This window comes from Duganella aquatilis, assembly GCF_009674565.1.
Taxonomy (GTDB): domain Bacteria; phylum Pseudomonadota; class Gammaproteobacteria; order Burkholderiales; family Burkholderiaceae_D; genus Rugamonas; species Rugamonas aquatilis.
The window spans coordinates 761,918-787,909 of record NZ_WKJL01000001.1; the positions used below are offsets into that span (position 1 = coordinate 761,918).

General features: G+C 63.6%; 20 protein-coding genes and 1 other RNA gene. 11 read left to right on the forward strand and 10 right to left on the reverse strand.

Annotated elements, in window-relative coordinates:
* Positions 1 to 122 precede the first annotated feature (122 nt).
* Together groL and groES are read right to left on the reverse strand one after the other, a co-directional pair.
* On the reverse strand, positions 123 to 1,769 hold the full coding sequence (gene groL, locus GJ698_RS03505) for a chaperonin GroEL (RefSeq protein ID WP_154356172.1): 1,647 nt from the start codon (positions 1,767 to 1,769) through the stop codon (positions 123 to 125).
* A gap of 46 nt (positions 1,770 to 1,815) precedes the next feature.
* Positions 1,816 to 2,106 (reverse strand): co-chaperone GroES, encoded by a 291-nt coding sequence (groES, locus tag GJ698_RS03510; protein ID WP_026637491.1) that lies wholly within the window; start codon positions 2,104 to 2,106, stop codon positions 1,816 to 1,818.
* 205 nt (positions 2,107 to 2,311) lie between these two features.
* Here groES and GJ698_RS03515 point away from each other — a divergent pair, with 205 nt between their 5' ends.
* Complete coding sequence (locus GJ698_RS03515; RefSeq protein ID WP_154356173.1) at positions 2,312 to 3,061, forward strand: helix-turn-helix domain-containing protein; 750 nt, start codon at positions 2,312 to 2,314, stop codon at positions 3,059 to 3,061.
* 125 nt (positions 3,062 to 3,186) lie between these two features.
* Positions 3,187 to 4,641 carry an FAD-dependent monooxygenase gene (locus tag GJ698_RS03520; RefSeq protein WP_154356174.1) on the forward strand — a complete coding sequence of 485 codons (1,455 nt, stop codon included), beginning with the start codon at positions 3,187 to 3,189 and terminating at the stop codon, positions 4,639 to 4,641.
* Here GJ698_RS03520 and GJ698_RS03525 read toward each other — a convergent pair.
* The 6 genes from GJ698_RS03525 to dgoD all read right to left on the reverse strand — a co-directional run bounded on the left by GJ698_RS03525 (position 4,638) and on the right by dgoD (position 13,059).
* Positions 4,638 to 5,792 carry a YdcF family protein gene (locus GJ698_RS03525; RefSeq protein WP_154356175.1) on the reverse strand — a complete coding sequence of 385 codons (1,155 nt, stop codon included), beginning with the start codon at positions 5,790 to 5,792 and terminating at the stop codon, positions 4,638 to 4,640. The genes GJ698_RS03520 and GJ698_RS03525 overlap by 4 nt on opposite strands.
* An 83-nt stretch (positions 5,793 to 5,875) precedes the next feature.
* Positions 5,876 to 6,853: an L-arabinose ABC transporter permease AraH gene (araH, locus tag GJ698_RS03530; RefSeq protein ID WP_154356176.1), complete on the reverse strand. Its 978-nt coding sequence runs from the start codon at positions 6,851 to 6,853 to the stop codon at positions 5,876 to 5,878.
* A complete protein-coding gene (gene araG, locus GJ698_RS03535) occupies positions 6,850 to 8,382 on the reverse strand; it encodes an L-arabinose ABC transporter ATP-binding protein AraG (protein WP_154356177.1) in 1,533 nt (510 codons plus the stop codon). The genes araH and araG overlap by 4 nt, the downstream gene beginning before the upstream one ends.
* A gap of 2 nt (positions 8,383 to 8,384) precedes the next feature.
* Complete coding sequence (locus GJ698_RS03540; protein WP_154356178.1) at positions 8,385 to 9,356, reverse strand: arabinose ABC transporter substrate-binding protein; 972 nt, start codon at positions 9,354 to 9,356, stop codon at positions 8,385 to 8,387.
* Positions 9,357 to 9,385: 29 nt separating this feature from the next.
* Positions 9,386 to 11,917 (reverse strand): beta-galactosidase, encoded by a 2,532-nt coding sequence (locus GJ698_RS03545; protein ID WP_229259808.1) that lies wholly within the window; start codon positions 11,915 to 11,917, stop codon positions 9,386 to 9,388.
* Positions 11,911 to 13,059, reverse strand: a complete 1,149-nt coding sequence (gene dgoD / locus GJ698_RS03550; RefSeq protein ID WP_154356179.1) for a galactonate dehydratase — start codon at positions 13,057 to 13,059, stop codon at positions 11,911 to 11,913. The genes GJ698_RS03545 and dgoD overlap by 7 nt, the downstream gene beginning before the upstream one ends.
* 214 nt (positions 13,060 to 13,273) lie before the next feature.
* Between dgoD and GJ698_RS03555 the strand changes: the two genes are divergently transcribed.
* From GJ698_RS03555 to GJ698_RS03590, 8 genes are all read left to right on the forward strand, one after another.
* Positions 13,274 to 14,191: an SMP-30/gluconolactonase/LRE family protein gene (locus GJ698_RS03555; RefSeq protein ID WP_229259809.1), complete on the forward strand. Its 918-nt coding sequence runs from the start codon at positions 13,274 to 13,276 to the stop codon at positions 14,189 to 14,191.
* A 58-nt stretch (positions 14,192 to 14,249) separates the two neighbouring features.
* Entirely contained in the window at positions 14,250 to 15,218 is a 969-nt protein-coding gene (locus tag GJ698_RS03560; RefSeq protein WP_154356180.1) for a LysR substrate-binding domain-containing protein, read from the forward strand.
* 138 nt (positions 15,219 to 15,356) lie between these two features.
* A complete protein-coding gene (locus tag GJ698_RS03565; protein ID WP_154356181.1) occupies positions 15,357 to 17,954 on the forward strand; it encodes a TonB-dependent receptor in 2,598 nt (865 codons plus the stop codon).
* A gap of 79 nt (positions 17,955 to 18,033) precedes the next feature.
* Positions 18,034 to 20,841 carry a beta-galactosidase GalA gene (gene galA, locus GJ698_RS03570; protein ID WP_229259810.1) on the forward strand — a complete coding sequence of 936 codons (2,808 nt, stop codon included), beginning with the start codon at positions 18,034 to 18,036 and terminating at the stop codon, positions 20,839 to 20,841.
* Between the two features lie 88 nt (positions 20,842 to 20,929).
* Positions 20,930 to 21,172 carry a hypothetical protein gene (locus tag GJ698_RS03575; protein ID WP_154356182.1) on the forward strand — a complete coding sequence of 81 codons (243 nt, stop codon included), beginning with the start codon at positions 20,930 to 20,932 and terminating at the stop codon, positions 21,170 to 21,172.
* A complete protein-coding gene (locus GJ698_RS03580) occupies positions 21,169 to 21,480 on the forward strand; it encodes a cell division protein ZapA (RefSeq protein WP_154356183.1) in 312 nt (103 codons plus the stop codon). Before GJ698_RS03575 ends, GJ698_RS03580 begins: the two co-directional genes overlap by 4 nt.
* Positions 21,481 to 21,536: 56 nt before the next feature.
* Positions 21,537 to 21,716, forward strand: a non-coding RNA gene (gene ssrS, locus GJ698_RS03585) — 6S RNA.
* Positions 21,717 to 21,779: 63 nt separating this feature from the next.
* Positions 21,780 to 22,238, forward strand: a complete 459-nt coding sequence (locus GJ698_RS03590; RefSeq protein WP_154356184.1) for an EVE domain-containing protein — start codon at positions 21,780 to 21,782, stop codon at positions 22,236 to 22,238.
* Here the strand turns inward: GJ698_RS03590 and lgt are convergent.
* Together lgt and GJ698_RS03600 are read right to left on the reverse strand one after the other, a co-directional pair.
* Positions 22,222 to 23,079 carry a prolipoprotein diacylglyceryl transferase gene (gene lgt, locus GJ698_RS03595; RefSeq protein WP_154356185.1) on the reverse strand — a complete coding sequence of 286 codons (858 nt, stop codon included), beginning with the start codon at positions 23,077 to 23,079 and terminating at the stop codon, positions 22,222 to 22,224. The two genes, GJ698_RS03590 and lgt, sit on opposite strands and share 17 nt — an antisense overlap.
* The gene (locus tag GJ698_RS03600; protein ID WP_154356186.1) at positions 23,073 to 23,981 is read right to left on the reverse strand and encodes a LysR family transcriptional regulator; all 909 of its coding nucleotides are present in this window, start codon (positions 23,979 to 23,981) and stop codon (positions 23,073 to 23,075) included. The genes lgt and GJ698_RS03600 overlap by 7 nt, the downstream gene beginning before the upstream one ends.
* Before the next feature lie 147 nt (positions 23,982 to 24,128).
* Here GJ698_RS03600 and ilvD point away from each other — a divergent pair, with 147 nt between their 5' ends.
* A complete protein-coding gene (ilvD, locus tag GJ698_RS03605; RefSeq protein ID WP_154356187.1) occupies positions 24,129 to 25,991 on the forward strand; it encodes a dihydroxy-acid dehydratase in 1,863 nt (620 codons plus the stop codon).
* Position 25,992: the final 1 nt, after the last annotated feature.

Here is a 25,992-nt window from a genome sequence, read left to right on the forward strand (position 1 = left end):
GTGGAAAGAAGTAGGAGGGCAAGTAATTTCATGGCCCTAAGTTTAACAGACAAAAAAAGCCCGCGTGGCCGAAGCGCACGCGGGCTTTTCAGAGAGCAGGCTGCAGCAGCCGGCCGGCGATATTACATCATGCCGTCCATGCCACCCATGCCGCCCATGCCACCCATACCGCCGCCCATGGCTGGCTTGTCTTCGGTGACTTCAGCGATCATGCAGTCGGTGGTCAGCATCAGGCCAGCGATCGACGCTGCGTTTTGCAGTGCCGAACGGGTGACTTTTGCTGGGTCCAGAACGCCCATTTCCACCATGTCGCCGTAGGTGCCGTTGGCAGCGTTGTAACCGTAGTTACCCGAGCCAGCCAGAACCGCAGCAACCACCACCGACGATTCTTCGCCGGCGTTTTGCACGATCATGCGCAGTGGCTCTTCCATGGCGCGCAGAACGATCTTGATACCTGCGTCCTGGTCTGGATTGTCGCCTTTCAGGCCTTGCACCAGGGCGCGAGCGCGCAGCAGGGCAACGCCGCCGCCTGGCACGATGCCTTCTTCCACGGCAGCGCGGGTCGCGTGCAGTGCATCTTCAACGCGGGCTTTCTTCTCTTTCATTTCAACTTCGGTGGCTGCACCGACCTTGATCACGGCAACGCCGCCGGCCAGCTTGGCCACGCGCTCTTGCAGTTTTTCACGGTCGTAGTCCGAGGTTGCTTCGTCGATCTGCACGCGGATTTGCTTGACGCGCGCTTCGATCGCAGCAGCCTGGCCAGCACCGTCGATGACGATGGTGTTTTCCTTGCCGACTTCGATACGCTTGGCTTGGCCCAGCTCTTCCAGGGTGATTTTTTCCAGGGTCAGGCCGACTTCTTCAGCAACCACTTGACCGCCGGTCAGGATCGCGATGTCTTCCAGCATGGCTTTACGACGGTCGCCGAAGCCAGGAGCTTTCACAGCAACGGTTTTCAGGATGCCGCGGATGTTGTTGACCACCAGGGTAGCCAGCGCTTCGCCTTCGATGTCTTCAGCGATGATCAGCAGTGGACGGCCAGCCTTGGCGACTTGTTCCAGTACCGGCAGCAGGTCACGGATGTTCGAGATTTTCTTGTCGCACAGCAGGACGAACGGGCTGTCCAGGGCGGCAACTTGTTTCTCTTGATTGTTGATGAAGTATGGCGACAGGTAGCCGCGATCGAACTGCATACCTTCCACGATGTCCAGCTCGTCGTTCAGCGACTTGCCGTCTTCCACGGTGATCACGCCTTCTTTGCCGACTTTTTCCATCGCTTCAGCGATACGCTCGCCGATCGAGGTGTCCGAGTTGGCCGAGATCGCGCCGACCTGGGCGATTTCTTTCGAGGTGGTGGTTGGCTTGGCGATTTTTTTCAGCTCTTCGACGGTGGCTGCAACAGCCTTGTCGATGCCGCGCTTCAGGTCCATTGGGTTCATGCCGGCGGCAACGAACTTCATGCCTTCGCGCACGATGGCCTGGGCCAGCACGGTAGCGGTGGTGGTGCCGTCGCCGGCGTTGTCGCTGGTGCGGGAAGCAACTTCCTTGACCATTTGCGCGCCCATGTTCTGCAGCTTGTCTTTCAGTTCGACTTCTTTAGCAACGGATACGCCGTCCTTGGTGACGGTAGGGGCGCCGAACGAACGTTCCAGCACAACGTTGCGGCCTTTCGGGCCCAGGGTGACTTTTACTGCGTTGGCCAGGACGTTGACGCCTTCGACCATTTTGGCGCGCGCTGCGTCGCCGAAGATAACTTCTTTAGCTGCCATGTTTATTACTCCTTGAGGTGTTGAGTGGGATCAGTTCAGCCAAGAATTACTTGGTGACGATCGCCATGATGTCTTCTTCGCGCATGACCATCAGTTCCTGGCCGTCGATCTTGACGGTCTGGCCGGCGTATTTGCCGAACAGGACGCGGTCGCCTACTTTGACATCCAGAGGACGTACTTTGCCGTCTTCCAGAATCTTGCCATTGCCTACAGCCAGGACTTCGCCCTGGTCTGGTTTTTCAGCGGCCGCATCAGGGATGATCAGGCCGGACGCAGTTTTGGTTTCCTGGTCGAGGCGTTTGACGATTACGCGATCGTTCAAAGGGCGAAGGTTCATACAAAACTCCTTAATTTTTAACAATGGTACAGTTTGTTGTCAAAGCAATCAGATTGCTGCAACGGAAAGTTGGGTTCGGTGTTGTTAGCACTCCACCGTAACGAGTGCTAATTATAGGGATGACCTTGGTGCATTTCAAGGCATGCGGGCTTGCGAAACATCAAAAAGGGCAGAAAATGCTGCTGATTCGACTACACTCGGCGTTATGCATCAGGAATTTGAACCGCCAGCACCGCTGCGCGACGCCATAAAGTGCTTCTGGTACACGGACCGGCCATTTACCGGACCGGACTTTGAAGTCGTCCCGGACGGCTATGCGGAGATTGTTTTCTACTTCGGCAGCGGTTGCAGCCTTGCCGGCCAGCCGCTGCCGTCGCCGTTTTTGATGGGACTGCTCAACCAGCCGGTGGTGCTGACCACGCAGGGCCGGCTGGAAGTGATCGGCGTCCGTTGCTATCCATGGACCGTGTTCGACGTGCTCGGCCTGCCGCCCGGCAAGGACGGCCCGCGCATCTTCGCGCATCCGGTGGCACAGCTGCAGGAACCGTTGCAGGAATGCGTGACGGATGGCCGCATCGCCGACGCGGTGGCGCTGGTGTCGCGGTATTTCCTGGAGGCCCGTCCGCGCGCGGTCGACAGCACCTTGTTCAAGGCTGGCGCCGCCATGCTGGAAGCCAGCGGCGCGATGCCGGTCAGCCAGGTGGCGGCAGCGGCGCATGCGACGGTGCGCACGCTGGAGCGCAAGTTCAAGCAATCGTCCGGCTACACGGTCAAGGATCTGTCGGGCCTGATGCGTTTCGAGCAGGCGCGCAACCGCTTGTGGCATGAACCGGAGGTCAGCCTGGCCGCGCTGGCGCAGGAGCTGGGCTATACGGATCAATCGCACCTGAACCGCGAGTTCAAGCGCTACAGCGGCATGACGCCAGCCGCGTTTGCGCAAAAACGCCGCCGATAAGAATCGGGGTCAGTGCCGACATTCGGACATTTCGCGAGCGAAATGTCCGAATGTCGGCACTGACCCCGATGTTTTTGTCGCATTTATACAATCCGGCGCGGCCTGCCAAACCTAGACTGGCGGGCATGAAAACTTACGATGTCATTATTTCAGGCGCCGGTCCGGTCGGCCTGTTTCTCGCTTGCGAACTGGCGCTGGCCCGGTGTTCCGTGCTGGTGCTGGAGAAGGCGCAAGATCCCCATTCACCGTTGAAGCAGATGCCGTTCGGCATACGCGGCCTGTCCGCGCCGACCATCGAGGCGCTGGATCGCCGCGGACTGCTGGCGCAACTGGATGTGCCCAAGCGCGTCAAGAATCCATTCGGCCACGTCGGCTCCACGCAGGCCGGGCACTTCGCCGGCATTCCGTTTTTGTTCGGTGATGTCGATACCGCGCAATGGCCGCATCGCCTGCCCAGTTCAACGCCGACCAGCGTGATTTCCGAAATGGCGGAAACCGAAGCCGTGTTGACGCGGCGCGCCGAAGCGCTGGGCGTGTCCATCATGCGCGGCGCCGCCGTCACCGGCATCGCGCAGCATGACGATGGCGTGACGGTGCATGCCGGTGAACAGGCCTTCAACGGCCTATGGCTGGTGGGCTGCGACGGCGCGCGCAGCGTGGTGCGCAAGGAGGGCGGCTTCGAATTCGTCGGCACCGAGCCAGCCTTCACCGGCTACACCATGCGCGTCGATCTGGTCGATCCGGACAAGCTGAGTGCCGGCCGCAACGTCACGCCGCGCGGCATGTACTTTCAATCGCAGCCAGGCTACTTCGCCATGCAGGATTTCGACGGCGGTGCATTCCACCAGACCGGCGAGCCGGTCACGCTGGAACATGCGCAGGCGGTGCTGCGGCGGATTTCGGCCACCGATGTGACCATCAGCGCGCTGCACGTCGCCACCACATGGACCGACCGCGCGCGGCAAGCCACCAGCTACCGCAATGGCCGCATCCTGCTGGCCGGCGACGCCGCACATATCCATTCGCCGCTGGGCGGACAGGGCCTGAACCTCGGCTTGGGCGACGCGATGAATCTGGGCTGGAAGCTGGCCGCCACCATTCAAGGCCGCGCGCCGCAAGGGCTGCTGGATACTTATCAGACCGAACGCCATCCGGTCGGCGAGCAGGTGCTGGATTGGTCGCGCGCGCAGGTCGCCATCATGGGCACCAGTGCCGAAGCACGCGCATTGCACGCCATCTTCCGCGACTTGATGAAGACGCGCGATGTGGCGACCTATGTTGCGGGGAGAGTGTGGGGCATTTCCGCGCACAGCGTCCCCAATTTTGAATTTGAGGATGGCGCCACCGTCGGCGCATTGCTGCGCGATGGACTCGGCATGCTGCTGGACTTCGACGCCAATCCGGCATTGGCCGCGTGGGCCGGCGAGGCCGGCGTAAAGTATGTCTCCGGCCGCGTCAAGGAGTCGCTCGGCATGCATGCCTTGCTGGTCCGGCCTGACGGAATCGTCGCCTGGCGCTCGGATGGCGACGATCCCGATATCGGCGCATTGCAGCAGGCGGCGGCCCGCTGGTTCTGTTAAGGATCGAGCGGATCGGACGGATCGACGCGCAGCGATTTGATCGAAGGACGGAACGTCAGCTCGTTCGGCGAGAGCCGTACACCCACCGTGCCAGGCACGTAGCCCAGGTCTTTCAGGTTGCGCGCGCTGAAATCCGGGCTTTCGATATAGCTGCTTTGGCCGACGTTGGTGATGACCAGCGTGTCCTTGTCCAGCGGCGCCGCCATTGCGGCCAGCCGGCGCGTGATATTGCGCAGATTGGTCGTGGTGTGGCGCGCATACGGTTCGATGATGATGGCTTCCGCCGGCACGCCGAAGCGTTCGATCAGCGCCCGGCGCATTTCCACCGCCTCGACAAAGCGCGTCCCTCTCGGATGCACGGAAGCGCCGCTGAGGATGATGAACGGCGCTTCGCCATCGGCAAAGCGCTTGGCCGCCATGCGCACATTCAGCTTGCCGCGCGCGCTCAGTGGCATCAACGGCGTTTCCGGGCCGATGCCGGGAACGACAATCGCCGAATAGCGGTACAGCTTCCAGTCGATGCTCTTCGCGCGGTTCAGCGCCACCGCGTTGTGCGCCGTGTCGAGCGGCTCGAAGGCTACCGAGTCCTGGCGGTCGTTCGCATCGAGCAGGGCGAGTGCCAGCTTGATGCTGGCGTCCTGCGGCAGCGCCGGATCGTCCTCGCCGGCTTTGGCCAGCCATACCGCCTCGTTGACCGTGGCGACGAAACGCGGGCTGCCTGCCGCGTCGAGCGGTCCGTCAATCAGCGGATAGCGCGGCGCGTTACCCAGTCCATACACCTGCAGGATGCTGTTCAAGCCGCGCAATTCGCGCACCACCTGGGTTTTGACGCCGTCATCGGCCATGCTGGCTTTGCGCCACGCGGAGGCAGGCGCCTTGCCGGCCGCGCTGGCGAAACTGTCGATTTCGGCGTCGGTCCACAGGCCGGCGTTGATCACGCAGACCGGTTCCTGTTTGCAGGCATCGAGGCGCGTGCGGCGTTCGGCCAGAACCGGCGGATTGATGTGCGCCGTGCCCATGTCCATCAATGCGGGGAACAGCTGGTTGGCCAGCAGCGACCATTGCTGGTCGCGCACCGGCGCGGCATGCGCCTGCTGCGCCAGCAGGAGGGCGACGGCGATGAAGGTTTTTCGGATTATCGGTTTTACCATGGTTTGCTCAGTGTCGAAGGTTGCGGCACGCGCCAAACGCATGATACGCCGGCATCACGGTAATCTCGAAGAAGTCGAACTGCCTAGCGCCGTTCGCCGCGCGTCTTGAGCTGGTCCAGCAGCACGGCGATCAGCAGGATCAGGCCGCGCATCAGGTATTGGTAGAAGGCGTCGACGTCCAGCAGGTTCATGACGTTTTCCACGGTCCCCATGATCAGCACGCCGATCAGCACACCGAAGATGCGCGCCTTGCCGCCCTGGAGCGAGACGCCGCCCAGCACGCAGGCGGAGATAACGTCCAGCTCAAATCCCTGCGCCGCATTCGGCTGGCCGCTGGTGATGCGCGACGCCAGGATCAGGCCCGCCATCGCGGTCACCACGCCTTGCAGCAGGAAGATCCACACGCGCAGCCGTTCGACGCGCACGCCGGCCAGCCGCGCGGCTTCCGGATTGCCGCCGATGGCCAGCGTGTTGCGGCCGAAGACCGTTTGATTCAGCAGGATGCCGAAGACGACGAAGCAGGCGCCGGCCACCAGCACCGGCAGCGGCAGGCCGACGATGCGGGTGTCGCCGAAGTCGATGAAGCTGTCGTCGTTGATGCCGACGGCCTGGCCCTTGGAGACGATGAAGGCCAGGCCGCGCACCATCAGCATGGTGGCCAGCGTGGCGATCAGGGCGTTCACGCGCAGGTAGGCGATCAGTACGCCGTTGAGGGCGCCGATCAAGGCGCCGGCGCCGAGGCCGGCGGCGACGGCGATCGCCACGCTGCCGCTGTGTTCCAGCACGATGGCGCCCAGCACGCCGGCGAAGGCGATGGTGGAGCCGACCGACAGGTCGAAGTCGCGCGAGGCGAGGCACAGCATCATGGTGCATGCCACCATGCCGATCTGCGCCACCGACAGCATCAGGCCGACCACGTTGGTCAGCGAGAAGAAGTTTTCCACCGTGGCTGACAGCACGGCGAACAGCACCAGGTAGGCCAGCGGCATGCTGTAGTCGGACAGCCATTGGCGTGAGACCAGCGGCGCGGCGGCGACGGGATTCATGGGTGAGGTGCTCATGCGATGCTCCTTTCAGGTAGTGGTGCGGCGGGCGCCAAGCCATCGGGCAGGGCGAGGCGCAGCACTTCGGTTTCGCTGGCCTGCGCGCGCGGCAGCTCGCCGCAAATGGCGCCTTCGCGCATGACGATCACGCGGTCCGAGATGCCCAGCACTTCCGGTAGCTCGCTCGATACGACGATGACGCAGCAGCCGCGTTCCGCCACTTCGTGAATGATGCGGTAGATATCGTTCTTGGCGCCGACGTCGATGCCGCGCGTCGGCTCATCGAGTATCAGCACCTTGAGGCCAGGCTCCGCCAGCCAGCGCGCCAAAATCACTTTCTGCTGGTTGCCGCCGGAAAGCAGGCGTATCTCCTGCTGGCGATGGGGCGTCTTGATGCGCAGGCGGGCGATGAATTCATCGGCCAGCGCGGCCTCGCGCTTGTGGCGCAGGAAAAGCCCGCCACGCAGGTCGTTGCGGCGCACGCTGATGTTGATGTTCTCTGCTACCGACGCGGTGGCGAGAATGCCTTGCTCCTTGCGGTCCTCCGGGCACAGCACGATGCCGGCCGCAATCGCCTCCGCCGGGCCGCCGGTGGCGACAGCCGCACCGTCCAGCAGCACCGTGCCGCCGGTGCGTGCATCAGCGTTGTACAGCAGCCGCATTAACTCGCTGCGGCCTGCGCCAACCAGGCCGAAGAAGCCCAGCACCTCGCCGCCATGCACGACAAAGCTTTGCGGGCCTTTCACGTGCTTGCCATTGAGGCCTTGCACCTGCAGGCGCGCTGCGCCATACGGACGTTCGCGGTAATCGTAGATGTCGCTCAGCTCACGGCCGACCATGTCGCTGATCAGCCGGTCGCGCGGCACGTCGGCCATCACATCGTGCGTGACGATCTTGCGGCCGTCGCGGAAGATGGTGCAGGCGTCGCACAGCGCATACAGCTCTTCCAGCCGGTGCGAAATGTAGATCAGCGTACGGCCGTTGGCGCGCAGTTCCTTCACCAGCCGGAACAGGATCTCGGTTTCGCGGTGTGAGAGCGAGGAGGTAGGTTCGTCGAAGGCGATCACCTGGGCGTCCTGCATGATGGCCTTGCAGATCTCCACCATCTGGCGCTGCGCGATGGACAGGTCGGCAAGCCGTGCATCCGGCGACAGGTCGACGCCGATGGCGGCCAGCTTTTCGGCGACGATGCGGTGTGCCTTCTTTTTATCGAGCAGGCCGAAACGCGTCGGCATGCGGCCCAGCAGCACATTCTCCGCCACCGTCAGTTCGGGCACGTATTGCAGTTCCTGGTGAATGATGGCGATGCCGGCTGCGATAGCGTCCTTGGCGCTGCCGAAGTGGCGCTCCTTGCCATCGACCAGCAGGCGGCCACCATCCGGCTTGTACTGGCCGCCGAGGATTTTCAACAGCGTCGACTTGCCCGCGCCGTTCTCGCCCAGCAGGCCATGCACCTGGCCGGCGTGGGCCGAGAAGCTCACGCCGTTCAGCGCCTTCACGCCGGGGAAGAATTTGCAGACCTGGTCGAATTCCAGATATGCAGCCATGGTCACTGGCCCATCGCTTTGCGGACCTCGGCCTGATTGGCCCGGGTCATCAACATCCCTTTGGTGAGCACTTCCGCCGGCGGCGTGCCTTTGCCGGTGATCCAGTTGTATAGGTTGACGGAGGTTTGGTAGCCGTGTTCCCTGGCGCTGATCATCACCGAGCCAAAGAAGCCGGTCGGCTGCGGTTTGTTCAGTTCATTCTCGGCCGCCTTGGCGCCGCCGATGCCGATGCCGACCATGTTGTCGGCCTTGATGCCGCGTCCTTCGGCGGCGCGCACCGCGCCCAGCACCGCTTCGTCGTTCAGGCCTACCGCCACCCAGTGCTTGAATTTGGCGTTCTTGGTCAGCGCGATGTTGGCGGCGTTGAAGGCGTTTTCGGTGTCGGTCTTGGCTTGTGGCGCGTCGATGATGTTCGCGGCGGGGAAGCCTGCGGCTTTCAGGGCATCCACGGCGCCGGTGGTGCGTTCCTTACCGGTCGGCAGCTGGTCGTAGGCGACGCGGATCGCCCCGACTTCCGCCATATTCCATTTGCGCGCCTTGATTTCGGCGACGATGCCTTCGCCGACCTGCTTGCCGATCTGGTAGCCGGAGATGCCCATGTGGGGAATGGACTCGATAGGTTTGCCGCTGCCGTCCACCAGGCGGTCATCGACAGAAACGACCTTGAGGTTGTTGCGCTTGGCCGCGCGTTCGACGGCCTTGCCGAGTTTGACGTCTGGTGCGCAGATGACGAAACCTTGCGCCTTTTGCGCGGCCAGGTTGTCGATGGCTGCCATCATCTTCTCGCCGTTCGGGATGCCGATCTTCACCAGCGTGAAGCCTTTCTCCTTGGCGGCGACTTCCGCGTAGCGCCATTCGTCCTGGAACCACGGTTCCTCCGCCTGCTTGACGAGGAAGCCGATTTTTACCGGATCAGCTGCATAAGCCATACCGGCGACGCAGAGCGCCGCGGCGGCCAACAAAGTACGTTTCATATCGAGTCTCCATTCGATTTATATTTTTTTTATGGTGTGATACGTAATTGATACACTGGAATGACTGTCACACTGCGGACGGTTGCCATCTGCGTCGCGCCGCCGAAATCGGGGCGTGCCTCTTTGGGCAGGTAGATAGGCGCGTCGGCGCGGAGCGGCAGCACGGATACGGTCAGCGGCTGGTCGAGCAGCGCGGCTTGCTGGCGCAGGCCGAACTGCCATTGATAGCCGCTGTAATACCAGTCGTCGAGCATGCGGGTGCCGGAGTACAAACGACCGATGTCGCCGACGAAGTCGATTTGCAGCAGCGCGTCGTCCAGACCTTTGAGCTGTTCGCGGGGCACGTTGATCTGCCATGCGCCGGCAGCCTTGAAGCTTTCCGGCAGCGGCTGGATCGCAGCTTTCGCCGTGCCGCCGATGACGATTGGCGCCGCTTCCTGCGCGCTGCGCGTTTGCGTGACGGTGGCTTTCACCTCATGCGCCGGCAGCGTCGCTTCGAATACCTGGAAGATGCCGTCGTTGCCGGCCGCGCGCAGGGCCACGGTGGCGGCGGTTGCATCGGCTGCGGCGACGCCCTTGACGGGCTTCGCGGCCCATGCGGCGCCTGTGGTGGTGGCTTTCGGTGCGCTGGACAGAGCCGGGTAGACGGCGAAGCGGAACTTGCTGTCGCCCACCGAGCGCAGTTGCAGCGCATTGCCATCGGCGTAGGCCTGGTCGGCGCTTAACAGCAGGCGACGCTGGCCGGCCAGCTGCACTACGCTCAGTTGCTGCGATTGTTCAGGCGTCAGCACGACGATGGTCAGCGGACGCTTGCCGTCGCGTTGCACCGACACCGCTGCGTTGGCGCCCGGCTGCACGCCGCTGACCAGCGTGTGGCCGCCAACCGACGCAGTCTGCGCGCCGGCTGCGGTCACGCGCGCGTCGGCATCGAACGACAACTCGACCGGCACGCCGGCGCTGGCGGCAAACACCGCCACCACGCCTGCCTTGCCCTGATCCAGCAGCGCCAGAGGCTGCGCGGTGGCGTAGTGCAGATTGGTGCCATCCAGGTCCAGGTTCAGCGGCCAGATGAAGTAAGCGCCATCGGCGATGTCGACCGGCTTGCTTGGCAGCGTAATGCTTTGCCCCGGCAGCTTGACGGCAAACTGCGTCGCCTGCTGCGCCGCCATCGGGTACTGGCGCACGTGGTTGTTCACGAACAGGAAGCCGCGATCGCCTTCGCTGCGCACGGCAAAGCGCGCGGTGCTCAGGTCGTCCGGCTTGGCCGGCGACACCTCCGGTTTGCGCACGGTCATCGGCGCCAGTCGCGCGCCGAAGTCGTGGACGAACAAATGGAATGGCCGCAGCTTCTCCAGCACCTTGCGCTGCTGGCCGTCCGGGCCGAGCGGCGCCTGGAAGTCGTAGCTGATCATGGTGGTGTCGTTGTAGCCGCCACTGAGGGTGCTTTCTTCCATGCCCGTGCCGCCTAGGCTCAGCGGATTGCGGCCGCCGTGGAACATGTAGTAGCCCATCAGGTTCACGCCGGAGCCCAGCTGCACCGGCAGCATGGAGGCGATATCGTCGGCCGACACTACGGTGCGGCGGCGATACATGAACGGCAGGCCGGCGCCATATTCGGCGCCGAGGAACGGCGTGACTTCCTTGTCGGTTTCGGCGGTGCCCGGCGCGTGGGCGGCGGTCTGTGCCCCAAGGTCGCCGCTGACGCGCGTGTCGAAGCGGAAGGCGTAGGTCTCTTTCGGCGGCAGCTCTTTGGTGCTCACGCCCCAGGGCTCGTCGGGATAACCGCCGAACACCGGCGTCACTTCGCCGGTCGGGTAGATGGTGCCATCCCAGCCGGTGACGGTGTAGTAGGGCACATCCATGCCCGCCTTCAGCGCCAGCTTTTTCAGCGCCGCGATGTGCGCCGCGCCCTTGCCGTCGCCATCGATGTTGTATTCGTTTTCCAGCTGCACGCCGATCACGTGGCCGCCGTCTTTCCACAGCTGGCCCTTGATCTGCTGGCCGATCTGCGCGTACAGGCGCTCGACGTGGGCCATGTATTGCGGATCGTTGGCGCGGGTCGGCATGGCGTTGATCACCCAGTCCGGGAAGCCGCCGAAGCGCACTTCCGCATGCGCCCACGGGCCGACACGCACCACGACCTCCAGGCCGGCCTTGGCGGCCAGCTGCACGAAGCGTTTCAGGTCGCGGTTGCCGGACCAGTCGAATTTTCCTTCGACTTCCTCATGATGATTCCACATCACGTAGCTGGCGACGATGTCGATGCCGGCCGCCTTCATCTTGCGCAGTTCCGCTTCCCACTGCGAAGCGGGCGTGCGGCTGTAGTGGAATTCGCCCATCACCGGCAGCCATGGGGCGCCGTTGCGGGTCAGGTAGCGGGCGTTGGCGCCGAGCGTGTCGCCATTCGGCGCGGTCGCCGTGCCGAGGCGCAGCGCGGCGTTGAGCGGGGCGGGCGTCGGGGCGCTGGCGTCGATGGACAACGTGCCGGCGCCGGCAAAGCCGGTGGCCAGCACGCTTGCCACCGCCACCGCGCACATGCGGAGGCGGGGCGCGATCACCATTCGGCGACGCTGCCGTCTTCGTGGCGCCATACCGGGTTGCGCCAGTCCGGCGCATTTTTGCTGGCTTCGATGACGCGCTCTTCGTCCACCACCACGCCCAGGCCTGGTTTCGGCAGCGGGTTGCAGTAGCCGTCGACGATCTTGAAGTCTTCCTTGTTCACCACGTAGTCCAGCAGTTCGCCGCCCTTGTTGTAGTGGATGCCCATGCTCTGCTCCTGCAGTACGGCGTTGTACGACACGAAGTCCACCGTCAGGCAGGCCGCCAGCGCGACCGGGCCCAGCGGGCAGTGCGGCGCCAGCGTGATGTCGTAGGCTTCGGCCATCGACGCGATCTTCAGGCATTCGGTGATGCCGCCGGCGTGCGACAGGTCCGGCTGCACGATCGACAGGCCGCCGGCCGCGAACACGTTCTTGAATTCGAAGCGCGAGTACATGCGCTCACCGGCGGCCAGCGGGATCGAGGTCATCTCGGCCAGGCGCGGGTAGTATTCGGCCTGCTCGGCCAGCACCGGTTCTTCGACGAACAGTGGGCGGAACTGTTCCAGTTCGCGCAGCAGGGTCTTGGCCATCGGCGCGGCCACGCGGCCGTGGAAGTCCAGGCCGAATTCGATGGTGGTGCCGAAGGCTTCGCGGATTTCAGCCACGCGGCGCACCGCTTCATCGACCTTGGCCGAGGTGTCCAGCATGCCCAGTTCCTCGGTGCCGTTCATCTTGAAGGTGTTGAAGCCGCCTTTTTGCAGCGTGCGGATCTGTTCGATGATGTCGGACGGACGGTCGCCGCCCACCCAGCTGTACATCTTCATGCGGTCGCGCACCAGGCCGCCCAGCAGTTCATATACGGGTTTGCCCAGCACCTTGCCCTTGATGTCCCACAGCGCCTGGTCGATACCGGCGATCGCGCTCATCAGAATGGCGCCGCCGCGATAGAAGCCGGCGCGGTACATGGTCTGCCACAGGTCGTTGATGCGCGACGGGTCCTGGCCGATCAGGTACGGTTCCATTTCCTGCACAGCCGTCTCCACGGTGCGGGCGCGGCCTTCGATGACCGGTTCGCCCCAGCCGACGACGCCTTCATCGGTTTCGATTTTAAGCAGCATCCAGCGCGGTGGAACACGGTAGGTCGTCAGTTTGATGATTTTCATAGGGTCAGGGTGTAGTTCGGGGAACAGCGTCCAGTCTAAGGCCGGTGCCTAGACTGGAAATATGATTAATTCGCAGGGAGCCATATCAATATCGGATAGCTGATGGGGCGGTCGAGCTATCCGATATCGGCATGGCTGGCGGCGCTTTATTCATAGCTGAGGCAGGCGTCATTCCCTTAGACTTTCTCCACCCCTGAACCGTTTCCGGAGCCGTATGAATTCTGCCAGCACCACCGTCGCTTCCACGCCCGGCATCATGTTGGTCCGGGTCGGGCAGGCCGGCTGCGCGCTGCGCTGGGATGCCATGCGGAAATGTTGGCGCTGGCCGGACCCGGTCGGCAGCCAGCTGTACGCCTGGCCGGCGCCGCCCGCCATGCCAAGCGGCGTGCGCATGCTGGAAAGCGCCTGTGTGATGGCCTGCTGCAGCTCCGGCCGCGTGCTGCTGGGGCTGGGCAAGCGTCTCGGCATGGCCGACCTGCCGCAGCCGGGCCAGCCGATCCGCCCGCTGCAGGCCCAGGTGCTGATCACCATCGACGCCGCCGAGCCGCGCACCAGCATCAGCGACGGCTGTACCGACCGCGACGGCAATTTCGTGTTCGGCACCGCCAACACGGCGCAGGACCAGCGGCCGATCGGCAGTTTCTACCAATATTCGCAACGCCACGGCCTGCGCCGGCTGGCCTTGCCGGCGGTGGTCAAGGCGGCCGGCATCGCCTTCAGCGCGGACGGCCGCCGCATGTACTTTGCCGACGCCGCGCGCGGCACGCTGATGCAATGCGACTACGACGCCGAACGGGCCAAGGTGGTCAACGTGAAAACGTTTTCGGAGCTGCTGGAGCCGGGCGCCGGCGCCGCCATCGTCGACAGCAAGGAAAACCTGTGGAGCGTGCAGGGCGGCGTGCTGGTGCAATACGACAGCCAGGGCCGGGTGCTGCGGCAGATCGCCCTGGCGCGCGAGGCGGTCGCCAGCGTGGCCTTCGGCGGCGAGGGCATGCGGCAATTGCTGGTGCTGGGCGCGCAGGGCGGACTGTACGGCCTGCCGCCGGATCTGGCCCAGGGGCTGGCGCGGGGCGTGCCGGACAGCTTGTTTATTGATAGCGGTAGCGCTTCCATACCTGTTTCGCGCACATGACGGTGATTGACGCTGGTGCGGCCCCCATTTATGATGGGCAATCAAACCTATCACCCTTATGACTGATTCCCGCTCGGACCGCTTTGTTCGCTCCCACCTGAAAACCCGCCATCTGGTCTTGCTGGTCGAACTAGGCCGCCATGGCTCCATCGCGCACGCGGCGCAAGCCGCCAACCTGACGCAACCCGGCGCGTCCAAATTATTGGGCGAGCTGGAACACGCGCTGGGCGTGCAGCTGTTCGAGCGGCTGTCGCGCGGCGTGGCGCCGACCTGGTACGGCAAGGTGCTGATCCGCCGTGCCGGCGCGGCGCTGGCGGAGATGGACGCGGCGCACCAGGAAGTGATGGAACTGCTGTCCGGCCTGCGCGGCCGCGTGGGCCTGGGCACCGTGCTGGCGCCGGCCACCGGCCTGGTGCCGAAGGCGATCAACCTGCTCAAGTCGCGCCACGCGCGCGTGCACGTGGCGGTGAACATGTCGACCAGCAAAGTGCTGGTGGAGCGTTTGCGCAGCGGCGAACTGGATCTGGTGGTGGGCCGCATCCTCGACACCGAGGCGGCCGATGAACTGAATTTCGAACCGCTGACCGACGAGCCGCATCTGCTGATCGCGCGCGCCAGCCATCCGCTGATGGACCGCACCGACCTGAAGCTGGAAGACCTGATGGAGCAGTGCTGGATACTGCCGCCGGCCGGCTCGATCCTGCGCGACCGCCTGACCGCGCTGTTCCTGTCGCACGGCCTGGAGCAGCCGGCGGAGACTGTCGAAACGCTGGACATGCCGGTGGTCGCCAGCCTGCTGCTCAACAACGACATGGTGGTTGCGCTTCCAGTGGAAGCGGTACAACCCTATATGGATGCTGGGCTGCTTAAAGCGCTGCCGTTCGACCTGGGCGTCAGCATGGACTCGTTCGGCATTGTGACCCGCAAACGACACCAGCTCTCGCCTGGTGCGGATGCCATGCTGCTGGCGCTGCGCGAGGCCGCAGCCAGCATCTATCCTCACTATCGCGCGCCAAGCCACGGCTGACTAGCAGCCTGATATACGAACTTGGTATGCCCCAAACTAAATAAGCTATTGGTTTGTAAATTCGTGTTTCGTTAGCATCCGGTTATCCGTCCACATCTTCATCAGAGACGGGACTCATACAAACACTGGAGATGCACAATGAAACATAAAAAAATCAGCTGGCTGATCGCCACGCTCTTCACTTCGCCGCTGCTCGTTCAAGAAGCATTTGCCCAGGATGCTGCTGCCGCAGGCGATATTCAACAAGTCAACGTGACCGGTATCCGCGCCTCGGTGCGCAATGCGCTGGCGGCCAAGGAAGCCTCCAACAGCATCGTGGAAGTGGTTTCGTCGGAAGACATCGGCAAGCTGCCGGATACCACCATCGCCGAATCGCTGGCGCGTCTGCCTGGCCTGTCGTCCGGCCTGGATCGCGGCAACGCTTCGCAGATCGTCGCGCGCGGCATGGGGCCGCGCTTCATCGGCGCCACGCTGAACGGCCGCGAACTGGCGTCGTCCGAGCCGAATCGCGCCGTGCGTTTCGAGCAGTTCCCGTCGGAGTCGATCAGCGGCGCGACCGTGTACAAAACGCAGAACGCCGAACTGGTGGAAGGCGGCATCGCCACCACCATCGACCTGCAAACCGTGTCGCCGCTGAAGTACAACGGCCGCCAGCTGTCGCTGAAAGCCGATGCGCTGTACTACCCGCTGGCCAAGGATATTCCGGGCGGCGACACCACGGCGCCGCGTATCGGCGGCATCTACGTCGACCAGTTCGCCAACAAGACCATCGGCGCGGCCATCGCGTTCAGCTACCAGGACCAGCCTTCGGTGCAGAAGAACGTGCGCCACTGGGGCTTCAACGAAACCAATTCGGCCGACATCAACGGCGACGGCAAAATCGACAAGACGCCATGGGGCTTCCAGGACGAAGCGCGCCGCGGCAAGGACAAGCGCGCCAGCGTGTTGGGTAAAGTCGAATGGAAACCGAACAGCGATGTGCTGATCACCGCCGACACCTACTACGCATCGGCCAAGATCAATGAGCGCGGCCTGCAGCACTGGACCGGCGACCTGGGTAACTGGGACGGCTACCAGAACAGCAACTACAGCAACCTGGATATCCGCAACGGCTACGTGGCCGGCGCCACGGTCAGCAACGTCAGCGTCATCAACAACGACTTCTTCTACGTGCAGGACACCAGCGTTGCCGCCAGCGGCTTGAACGGCAAGTTCAACGCCGGCGACTGGAAGATCGACGCCGACCTGTCGACCTCGCACGCGCTGCGCAGCAGCCAGTGGCGCGACATGCGCCAGTATTCCAAGAACGGCACCAACGTCACCTGGGACTTCACCGGCGACGAGAACCAGTCGTACAGCTTCGGCATGGACACCGGCAATCCGGCCAACTTCGGCGGCGCCACGCTGTACGTCGACACCGACGGCCACGTGAAGGACTTGCTGAACGCGGTGAGCCTGAGCGCTTCGCGTCCGCTGGACAACAGCATCATCAGCCGCCTGAAAGTCGGCGTGCGCGCCACCGACCGCGAAAAGAGCTATCGCCAGACCACCTGGTCGCTGACGCCAACGTCGGCGATTCCGGATTCGGCCTACGAGACGGTGAATGTGTCCGGCGATCCGGCCTTCATCCAGCTGAAGGATTTCTACGGCACCGCATCGTCGGTGTTTGGCGCCAATGCCTTCGACCCGACCGGCCGCGTACAGACGCAGAACGATCTGCTGTCCGGCTGGAAGGTCAAGGAGCGCAGCACCTCGGCCTTCGTGCAGGGTGACCTGGACGGCGAAGCCTTCGGCAAAACCTATCGCGGCAACGTCGGCGTGCGCGTGGTGCACACCAAGCAGACCGGCTACGGCATGCAGTCGGTGGACGGCGCGGCCGCCACGCCGGTGGAAGACGGCGCCACGTACACCGAGATCCTGCCTAGCCTGAACCTGATCTTCAATATGGACGAAGCGCAGGAACGCCAGGTGCGTTTCAGCCTTGCCCGCGCCATGTCGCGCGCACCGCTGGACGAACTGCGCGCCTCGCGCAACCTGAGCGTGCCGGTCGATTCGACCCAGCCGACCACCGGCAGCGCCGGCAATCCGACGCTGAAACCGATGATGGCCAACCAGCTTGATCTGGCCTACCAGTGGTACTTCGCCAAAGGTTCGCTGCTGTCGGCTGGCGCGTTCTATAAACAGGTGCAACGCTACATCGCCATCACCTCGGACACCACGACCGTCAACGGCCGTCCTGCAACCTTGACCCGTTCGGTGAACGGCGAAGGCGGCAACATCCGCGGCCTGGAACTGGCGTACCAGCAGTCGTTCAGCTGGCTGCCGGCGCCGTTCGATGGCCTGGGCTTCTCGGGTAACTACGCTTACACCAAAAGCAGCATTCACGAAGAAACGCCGTCTGTGAATCCGTACCAGATCGAAGGCCTGATGAAGTCCAACGGCGGCATCACGCTGTGGTATGAGAAGGCGGGCTACGAAGCGCGCCTGTCGGCCAACTATCACAGCCCGTTCGTGCGCAACCCGACCTGGACCGCCGGCCAGCTGCTGATGAACGAAGCCGAAACCTATGTGACGCTGAACTTCGCCAAGCAACTGACGCCTAACCTGCAACTGCGCTTCGGCATCGACAACGTGACCAATCAGAAGTCGGTCTACACCAGCGCGAACATCCCTGTTCAGCAAGAGGTGACCGAGTTCGGCCGCCGTTACAATCTGGGTCTGTCGTTCAAGCTGTAAGCACGTAACCTTTTTATCGTGGTTTTACGGAGCGGCGCGTGATGGCGTTGCTCCGTTTTTTTTATCAGGGGAGACAGATTTGAAAACAAGACTGATCACCACCGTGCTGTTGATGCTGGCCTGCTTGGCGTTCAACGCCGGCGCGGCCACGCGTGAGCGCCTGTCGCTGGATCGCGGCTGGCTGTTCCACCAGGGCGATATCGTTGAACCGCCTATCGTGGGCCATGAAGAGTCCTACAGCAATGCCAAGGCTGGCAACGCCAGTGGCGCGGCCGGCAACGAATACGACGACTCCACCTGGCGCCATCTCGACCTGCCGCACGACTGGGCCGTCGAAGGCCCGTTCGATCCGAAGGCGAATGTGGCGCAGGGCTATCGTCCGCGCGGCATCGGCTGGTATCGCCGCTATCTGCACGTCGATCCGTCGGAACGCGGCAAGCATTTTGAATTGCAGTTCGACGCCATCGCCACGCACGCCACGGTCTGGGTCAACGGCAATGTGGTCAGCCGCAACTGGTCCGGCTACAACGCCAGCTATATCGACATCACGCCTTTCCTGCGCTACGGCGATGCGATGAACACCATCGCCATCCGCGTCGATGCGGAAGCGATGGAAGGCTGGTGGTATGAGGGCGCCGGCATGTACCGCCACAGCTGGCTGGTGAAGCGCAATCCGGTGCACGTGGTGACCGATGGCGTGCACGCCACGCCGCGCCTCGTCAAGGACAGGCAGTGGAGCATTCCGGTGGAAGTCACGCTGAACAACAGCGGCAAGACGGCCGGCGATGTAATCGTCGAAGTGACGGTGTACGACCCGTCCGGCAAGCAGGTGGCGCAGCGCACCGCGCCGGCGCGCGTCGGCGTGCTGGCCACCAGCAGCGTGCAGGTGCCGGTCACGATCAACAATCCGGCGTTGTGGTCGATCGAGAAAACCAATCTGTATCGCGTGACCACGCGCGTTCTGCAAGCCGGCAAGGCGCAGGACGAGGTATCGCTGAACACCGGCTTCCGCACCATCCGCTTCGATGCGGCGCAGGGCTTCTTCCTGAACGGCGTGCACGTCAAGCTGCAGGGCGTGTGCATCCACCAGGACCATGCCGGCGTCGGCGTGGCAGTACCAGATTCGGTGTGGGAGTATCGTCTGCGCCGCTTGAAGGAGATGGGCGTGAACGCCATCCGCTTCTCGCACAACGCGCCGGCCGCGGAAGTGCTGGACATGGTGGACCGCATGGGCTTTGTGGTCATGGACGAGAACCGCAACTTCAATCCGTCGGCGGACTACATGAAGCAGCTGGAGTGGATGGTCAAGCGCGACCGCCATCATCCGGGCATCGTCCTGTGGTCGGTGTTTAACGAAGAGCCGGTGCAGGCGACCGAAGTCGGTTACGAAATGGCGCGCCGCATGTCGGCCGCCGTCAAGGCGCTGGACGATACGCGGCCGGTCACCGCCGCCATGAACGGCGGCTTCCTGACCGAGCTGAATGTGTCGCACGCGGTGGACGTGGTGGGCGCCAACTACCAGGTGCCGGACTACGACCGCTATCACAAGGCCTATCCGAACAAGCCGTTCACCAGCTCCGAAGACACTTCCGCCTTCATGACGCGCGGCGAGTACAAGACGGTGAAAGAGAAGAACCTGATCGCCAGCTATGACGACGATGCGGCGCAGTGGGGCAACACCCATCGCGACGCATGGGAAGCCATCGACACGCGTCCCTTCGTGGCCGGCGGCTTCGTCTGGACCGGCTTCGATTATCGCGGCGAACCCACGCCGAACGAGTGGCCGTCGGTCAGCTCGGTGTTCGGCATCATGGACCTGAACGGTTTCCCGAAAACCGCCTACTACATCCACCAGGTACAGTGGATCAAGGACAAACCGCTGATTCACATCGCGCCGCACTGGAACTGGAAGCAGGGCGACAAGGTGCGCGTGATGGTGATGGCGAACGTGGAGCGCATCCAGCTGCTGCTGAACGGCCGCGCCATCGGCGAGCAGAAGGCCGACCCTTATCGCATGAATAACTTCGACGTCGCCTTCGAGCCGGGCAAGCTGGAAGCCATCGGCTACAAGGGCGGCAAGGAAGTGGTGCGCACGGCGGTGGAGACCACCGGCGCACCGGTATCGCTGGAGTTGGCGCCTGACCGCGCGCAACTGGCCGGCGACGGCCGCGACGCGATGCCGATCACCGTGCGCGCGCTCGATGCGCAAGGCCGCGCCGTGCCGCTGGCGGACAACGAGGTGACCTTCGCCGTGACGGGCGGCGGCCGCTCCATAGGCCATGGCAATGGCGATCCGAATTCGCACGAGGACGAGAAGGGCGCCACGCGCCGTCTGTTCAACGGCCTGGCGCAGCTGATCGTGCAGACCAACTACGATGCGAAAGACGCGGTCACCATTAGCGCCACCGCGCCCGGCCTGCAAGCCGCGCGCGTGACGATACCGGTGAAGCAGGTGGCGGCCCAGCCTTACGTGGCGCCAGCCGACGCGCCGCTGACCTTCGTGCGCAGCTGGCGCATCGCGCCGGATGGCGATGCACGGCCGGACCCGAACCAGAAACTGGCCAGCTTCGACATGAATACCTGGGGCTGGGGATCGCCGCCGATGCGCGCCGCCGCCGGCAGCACCTATCACCTGTACCGCTCCAGCTTCACGCCGCGCAAGAACCTGGCCGATGGCAATGGCCGCATCCGTTTTGCCTCGATCAAGGGCAAGGCGGAGATCTGGCTCAACGGCGCGCTGGTCGGCAGGAAGGACAGCTACGCCGCCGCGCCGCTGGACGTGGTGCTGCCGGCCGGCGACGGCAAGCGCGAACTGAATGTGCTGATCGAGGCGGAAGCGGGACAGGGCAGCGGTATTGAGGGCAATGTCACCATTGAAGCCAAGTAGTTGACGATGAGTAAATAAATCGCGTGCTTGTTGACCGCAAACACGCGATTCGGTTGACGGCGTCCCGCGCGCTGCCTATAGTGGCGGGATGATTTCAGATTTCCAAGAACTCTCCGATAAAATCGACCAGTTGGCCGAGATGACGCAAGCGCTGCGTCGGGAAAACGCGCAGCTGCGCCAGGCCAATGCCGCCCTGGTGATTGAAAACATGGGCTACCAGCGCCGCCTGAGCGAGGCCTCCGTCCGCGTCGAAGCTTTGCTGGAACAAATCCCCGCCATCGGTGGCGACGCCGCCGAGGACAAGCAGCCTGAAAACGAGGAAGCACGATGATCCAGGTCGATGTCACGATCATGGGCCTGAGCTACAAGCTGGCCTGCAAGGAAGACGAAGAACAGGCCTTGCGCAAGGCGGCGTCCTTCCTGGACAAAAAAATGTGCGCGATCCGCGACGCCGGTAAGGTCAAGGGCAACGACCGCATCGCCGTGATGGCGGCGTTGAGCGTGGCTGCGGAATTCCTGTCGGTGAAAGCGCCACAAGGTCCGTTGTCTGACATGTCGATCCTCGAAGTACAGACCAAGATCAGCGCCATGCACAAAGTGCTCGATAGCGCACTGACTCCGCAAGAAACCCTGTTTTAATCGCTTTTTAATTCGAACAGCCCTTCCTTTGCGGCGCACAAGAGAGTAAACTTCTTTTCACCCTGCGGTGTTCGAGACTTGTCATATATTCCTTGAACCATTTTTTTGCACCGGTTACGGAAATTTGTTCGATGGGCGAGAGCGTCGCTAGTCCGATGAACCCGAAATTGAACTAACTGTGACCACCTGAGCCTTTTGGTTCGGGATGCCGGCAAGACGGCACATGCGGGGCCTTATTCAACAAAAAGCGGTTGCAAGCATGTGAATGCGCAGCCGCTTTTTTTCGTCTGGAGATATGCATGCAATACTGGCTGATGAAATCCGAACCGGATGAAGTGAGTATCGACGACGTCATGGCGTCGAAGGACCAGACCACGGCGTGGTTCGGCGTGCGCAACTACCAGGCGCGCAATTTCATGCGCGACCAGATGCAGGTCGGCGACGGTGTGCTGTTCTATCACTCCAGCTGCCCGGAGCCCGGCATCGCGGGCCTGGCGGAGATAGTGAGCACTCCTTATCCGGATGCCTCGCAGTTCGACGCCAAGGGCAAATACTACGATCCGAAGGCGACGCAGGAGCAGCCGCGCTGGATTTCCATCGATGTGAAAGGCACGCAGAAAACGCGCTTGCTGCCGCTGGCGGAGATGCGCACGATTCCGGCGCTGGAAGAGATGGTGGTGCTGCAGAAGGGCAGCCGCCTGTCCATCACGCCGGTCACGCCGGCGCAATGGAAAGCGGTGGTCAAGCTTTTGAAATAATCGGTGCGCGGCCGCGCTGGCGCACCTTGTAGGCCCACACCAGCATCAGGATGGCGCCGACGATCATCGGCAGCGACAGCACCTGGCCGGAAGTGATCGGCAGGCCCAGCACGGTGGTTTCCCAGTCCGGCGTACGGAACCACTCGGTGAAGAAGCGCGCGCAGCCGTACAGCAGGGTGTAGAAGGCGCCCACCGCCAGGCGCGGACGCTCCTTGCGGGCGAAGATCCACAGCAGCACAAACACCAGCAAACCGTCGATCAGCATCTGGTAGATCGGCGACGGATGGCGCAGGCCCTGCAGGAACACCGGGTCCGGATGCAGCGGGTAGCGGATGTCCGGCCACAGCATGGCCCACGGCAGCGACTGGTCGCTGACCACGCGGCCCGGCAGTTCGGCGTTGATGAAGTTGCCCATGCGGCCAGCCGCATAACCCAGCGGCACCAGCGGCGCGATGAAGTCGTACACGTCCAGCAGGTTGCGGCCGGCCTTGCGCGCCCACAGCGACATGGCGATCAGCACGCCGAGGAAGCCGCCGTGGAAGGACATGCCGCCGTGCCAGACCTTGAAGATTTCAATCGGATCGGAGAAGTATTTCACCGGCTCGTAGAACAGCACTTCGCCCAGGCGGCCGCCGATGATCACGCCCATCATGCCGTAGAACAGCATGTCGTCCAGATCCTCTTTCTTCCACAGCTGCGCGGCGATGTGCGGCTGCTTGATGCGCACCCGGCCCAGCGCGATGAACAGCGCAAAGGCCAGCACGTACATCAGGCCGTACCAGTGGACGGCGACTGGCCCCAGTTGCAGGGCGATGGGATCGGGCATCGGGTGTATCAGCATAGGGCGCTTTTCCTCAATTCGTTTCTTAATAATTCCAAAAAGCCGTGCAGCACCGGCGAGGCGTTGTCGCGCCGCCAGGCCAGGCCGGTTTCGACCAAGGGCGTGGCGTCGGCCAGCGCCCGGTATTCTACCCCGGTCCGCATCAGGTTGGAGACCGACTGCGGCACCAGCGCCATGCCGATGCCGGCCGATACCAGGCTGACGATGGTTTGCATCTGGATCGCTTCCTGGCCGATGTCCGGCGTGATGCCGGCGTCGTGGAACACGGACAGGATGGCGTCGTGCAGCGCCGGCGAAATCGCGCGTGGGAAGATGATCAGCGGCAGCTGCGGCAACGCGGACAGTTTCAGCTTGCCTTGCTTCTTCAGCGCGGGCAGGCCGGAGGGCAAGGCCAGCACCAGCGGTTCGTTCAGCACCGGCAGGTAGTCGAGCTGCTCGCGCGCCTTGTCGGGAAGCGGCGGGATCAGCAGGCCGGCGTCGATGCGGTTGTGCAGCAGGTCGTCCAGCTGCAAATCGGAGGTGGCTTCCTGCAGCGTGATCTGCACCTGCGGGTAGGCGGCACGGTAGGCGCGCAGGAAGGGCGGCAGCACGCTGTAGTCGGCCGAGGAGACGAAGGCCAGCGTCAGGCGTCCGACTTCGCCGGCGGCGGCGCGCTGCACCAGTTGCGGCAGTTCCTGCGCCTGCGCCAGCAGGCGGCGCGCCTCGGGCAGCAGCGCCATGCCGGCCGGCGTCAGCGCCACACCGCGGCGGTTGCGCTCGAACAGCGCGGCGCCCAGCTCCTCTTCCAGCGCCTGGATGGTCTGCGACAGCGGCGGCTGCGTCATGTGCAGGCGCAGCGCCGCCTTGCCGAAGTGGAGTTCTTCGGCGACGGCGATAAAGTAACGGAGCTGGCGCAGTTCCATATGGTTTACTGTTGAATTTGTTCTGTGTGATATTTTATACGACTCACAGCCACGCAAATCATATATTTGACACCGTCGTGGGGACGTCGCAAACTCCCATGCTAAGCCAGCGGAATTAAGCTCGCCTTATTATTGGAGAAACACATCATGCCGCAATACCGTTCCCGCACCACCACCCACGGCCGCAACATGGCCGGCGCCCGCGCCCTGTGGCGCGCTACCGGCATGAAAGACGGCGACTTCGACAAGCCGATCGTCGCCGTGGTCAATTCCTTCACCCAGTTCGTGCCGGGCCACGTGCACCTGAAGGATCTGGGACAACTGGTGGCGCGCGAGATTGAAAAAGCGGGCGGCGTGGCCAAGGAATTCAACACCATCGCCGTCGATGACGGCATCGCCATGGGGCACGGCGGCATGCTGTACTCGCTGCCGTCGCGCGACCTGATCGCCGATTCGGTCGAGTACATGGTCAACGCCCACTGCGCCGATGCGATGGTGTGCATCTCCAACTGCGACAAGATCACGCCGGGCATGCTGATGGCCGCGATGCGCCTCAACATTCCGGTGGTGTTCGTGTCGGGCGGCCCGATGGAAGCGGGCAAGGTGGTCAAGGTCGTCAACGGCGGCCAGAAGATCATCAAGCTGGATCTGGTGGACGCCATGATCAAGGCCGGCGACACCACCGTCAGCGATGCCGACGTGGCCGAGATCGAGCGTTCGGCCTGTCCGACCTGCGGTTCGTGCTCCGGCATGTTCACCGCCAACTCGATGAACTGCCTGACCGAGGCGCTGGGCCTGTCGCTGCCGGGTAACGGCACCATCGTCGCCACCCACGCCGACCGCGAACAGCTGTTCCTGCGCGCCGGCCGCCTGATCGTCGAACTGGCCAAGCGCCACTACGAGCAGGACGACTACTCGATCCTGCCGCGCACCATCGCCAACAAGGCGACCTTTGAAAACGCCATGGCGCTGGACGTGTCCATGGGCGGCTCGACCAACACCGTGCTGCACCTGCTGGCCGCTGCGCACGAAGCGGGCGTGGACTTCACCATGGCCGACATCGACCGCATCTCGCGCAAGGTGCCATGCCTGTGCAAGGTGGCGCCGATGACCGACAAGTTCCACATCGAAGACGTGCACCGCGCCGGCGGCATCATCTCGATCCTGGGCGAACTGGCGCGCGGCGGCCTGCTGGACACCACGCGCCCCACCATTCACGCGCCGACGCTGGCCGATGCCATCGAACGCAACGACATCAAGCGCAGCGACGATCCTGCCGTGCACAAGCTGTTCAGCGCAGCGCCGGGCGGCGTGCCGACCCAGGTGGCGTTCTCGCAATCGGAACGTTTCGCTTCGCTGGATCTGGACCGCACGGCGGGCTGCATCCGCGACAAGGAGCACGCGTATTCGCAGGACGGCGGCCTGGCTGTCTTGTACGGCAACCTGGCGGAGAAGGGCTGCATCGTCAAGACGGCGGGCGTGGATGAAAGCATCCTGAAGTTCAGCGGCAAGGCGCGCGTGTTCGAATCGCAGGACGCGGCGGTGGAAGCCATCCTGGGCGACACCGTGAACGCCGGCGACGTCGTCATCATCCGCTACGAAGGCCCGAAAGGCGGTCCTGGCATGCAGGAGATGCTGTACCCAACCTCGTACATCAAGTCCAAGGGGCTGGGCAAGGCCTGCGCGCTGTTCACCGACGGCCGCTTCTCGGGCGGCTCGTCCGGCCTGGTGATCGGCCACGCATCGCCGGAAGCGGCGGAAGGCGGCGCCATCGGCCTGGTGGAAGAGGGCGACATGATCGACATCGACATCCCGAACCGCAGCATCGGTCTGCGCATCAGCGATGCCGAACTGGCGGCGCGCCGCGCGGCGATGGAAGCCAAGGGCGCCGACGCCTGGCAACCGGTGAACCGCGAGCGCTACGTCTCGCAGGCGCTGCAAGCCTACGCCGCGCTGACCACCTCCGCCGACCGCGGCGCCGTACGCGACCTGTCGCAACTGAAGCGTTGAC

What these genes read in the sequence shown, in the direction of transcription:
- groL (WP_154356172.1), bottom strand. Translation starts at nt 1,769, where the DNA reads ATGGCAGCTAAAGAAGTTATCTTCGGCGACGCAGCGCGCGCCAAAATG.
- groES (WP_026637491.1), bottom strand. Translation starts at nt 2,106, where the DNA reads ATGAACCTTCGCCCTTTGAACGATCGCGTAATCGTCAAACGCCTCGAC.
- GJ698_RS03515 (WP_154356173.1), top strand. Translation starts at nt 2,312, where the DNA reads ATGCATCAGGAATTTGAACCGCCAGCACCGCTGCGCGACGCCATAAAG.
- GJ698_RS03520 (WP_154356174.1), top strand. Translation starts at nt 3,187, where the DNA reads ATGAAAACTTACGATGTCATTATTTCAGGCGCCGGTCCGGTCGGCCTG.
- GJ698_RS03525 (WP_154356175.1), bottom strand. Translation starts at nt 5,792, where the DNA reads ATGGTAAAACCGATAATCCGAAAAACCTTCATCGCCGTCGCCCTCCTG.
- araH (WP_154356176.1), bottom strand. Translation starts at nt 6,853, where the DNA reads ATGAGCACCTCACCCATGAATCCCGTCGCCGCCGCGCCGCTGGTCTCA.
- araG (WP_154356177.1), bottom strand. Translation starts at nt 8,382, where the DNA reads ATGGCTGCATATCTGGAATTCGACCAGGTCTGCAAATTCTTCCCCGGC.
- GJ698_RS03540 (WP_154356178.1), bottom strand. Translation starts at nt 9,356, where the DNA reads ATGAAACGTACTTTGTTGGCCGCCGCGGCGCTCTGCGTCGCCGGTATG.
- GJ698_RS03545 (WP_229259808.1), bottom strand. Translation starts at nt 11,917, where the DNA reads ATGGTGATCGCGCCCCGCCTCCGCATGTGCGCGGTGGCGGTGGCAAGC.
- dgoD (WP_154356179.1), bottom strand. Translation starts at nt 13,059, where the DNA reads ATGAAAATCATCAAACTGACGACCTACCGTGTTCCACCGCGCTGGATG.
- GJ698_RS03555 (WP_229259809.1), top strand. Translation starts at nt 13,274, where the DNA reads ATGAATTCTGCCAGCACCACCGTCGCTTCCACGCCCGGCATCATGTTG.
- GJ698_RS03560 (WP_154356180.1), top strand. Translation starts at nt 14,250, where the DNA reads ATGACTGATTCCCGCTCGGACCGCTTTGTTCGCTCCCACCTGAAAACC.
- GJ698_RS03565 (WP_154356181.1), top strand. Translation starts at nt 15,357, where the DNA reads ATGAAACATAAAAAAATCAGCTGGCTGATCGCCACGCTCTTCACTTCG.
- GJ698_RS03575 (WP_154356182.1), top strand. Translation starts at nt 20,930, where the DNA reads ATGATTTCAGATTTCCAAGAACTCTCCGATAAAATCGACCAGTTGGCC.
- GJ698_RS03580 (WP_154356183.1), top strand. Translation starts at nt 21,169, where the DNA reads ATGATCCAGGTCGATGTCACGATCATGGGCCTGAGCTACAAGCTGGCC.
- GJ698_RS03590 (WP_154356184.1), top strand. Translation starts at nt 21,780, where the DNA reads ATGCAATACTGGCTGATGAAATCCGAACCGGATGAAGTGAGTATCGAC.
- lgt (WP_154356185.1), bottom strand. Translation starts at nt 23,079, where the DNA reads ATGCTGATACACCCGATGCCCGATCCCATCGCCCTGCAACTGGGGCCA.
- GJ698_RS03600 (WP_154356186.1), bottom strand. Translation starts at nt 23,981, where the DNA reads ATGGAACTGCGCCAGCTCCGTTACTTTATCGCCGTCGCCGAAGAACTC.
- ilvD (WP_154356187.1), top strand. Translation starts at nt 24,129, where the DNA reads ATGCCGCAATACCGTTCCCGCACCACCACCCACGGCCGCAACATGGCC.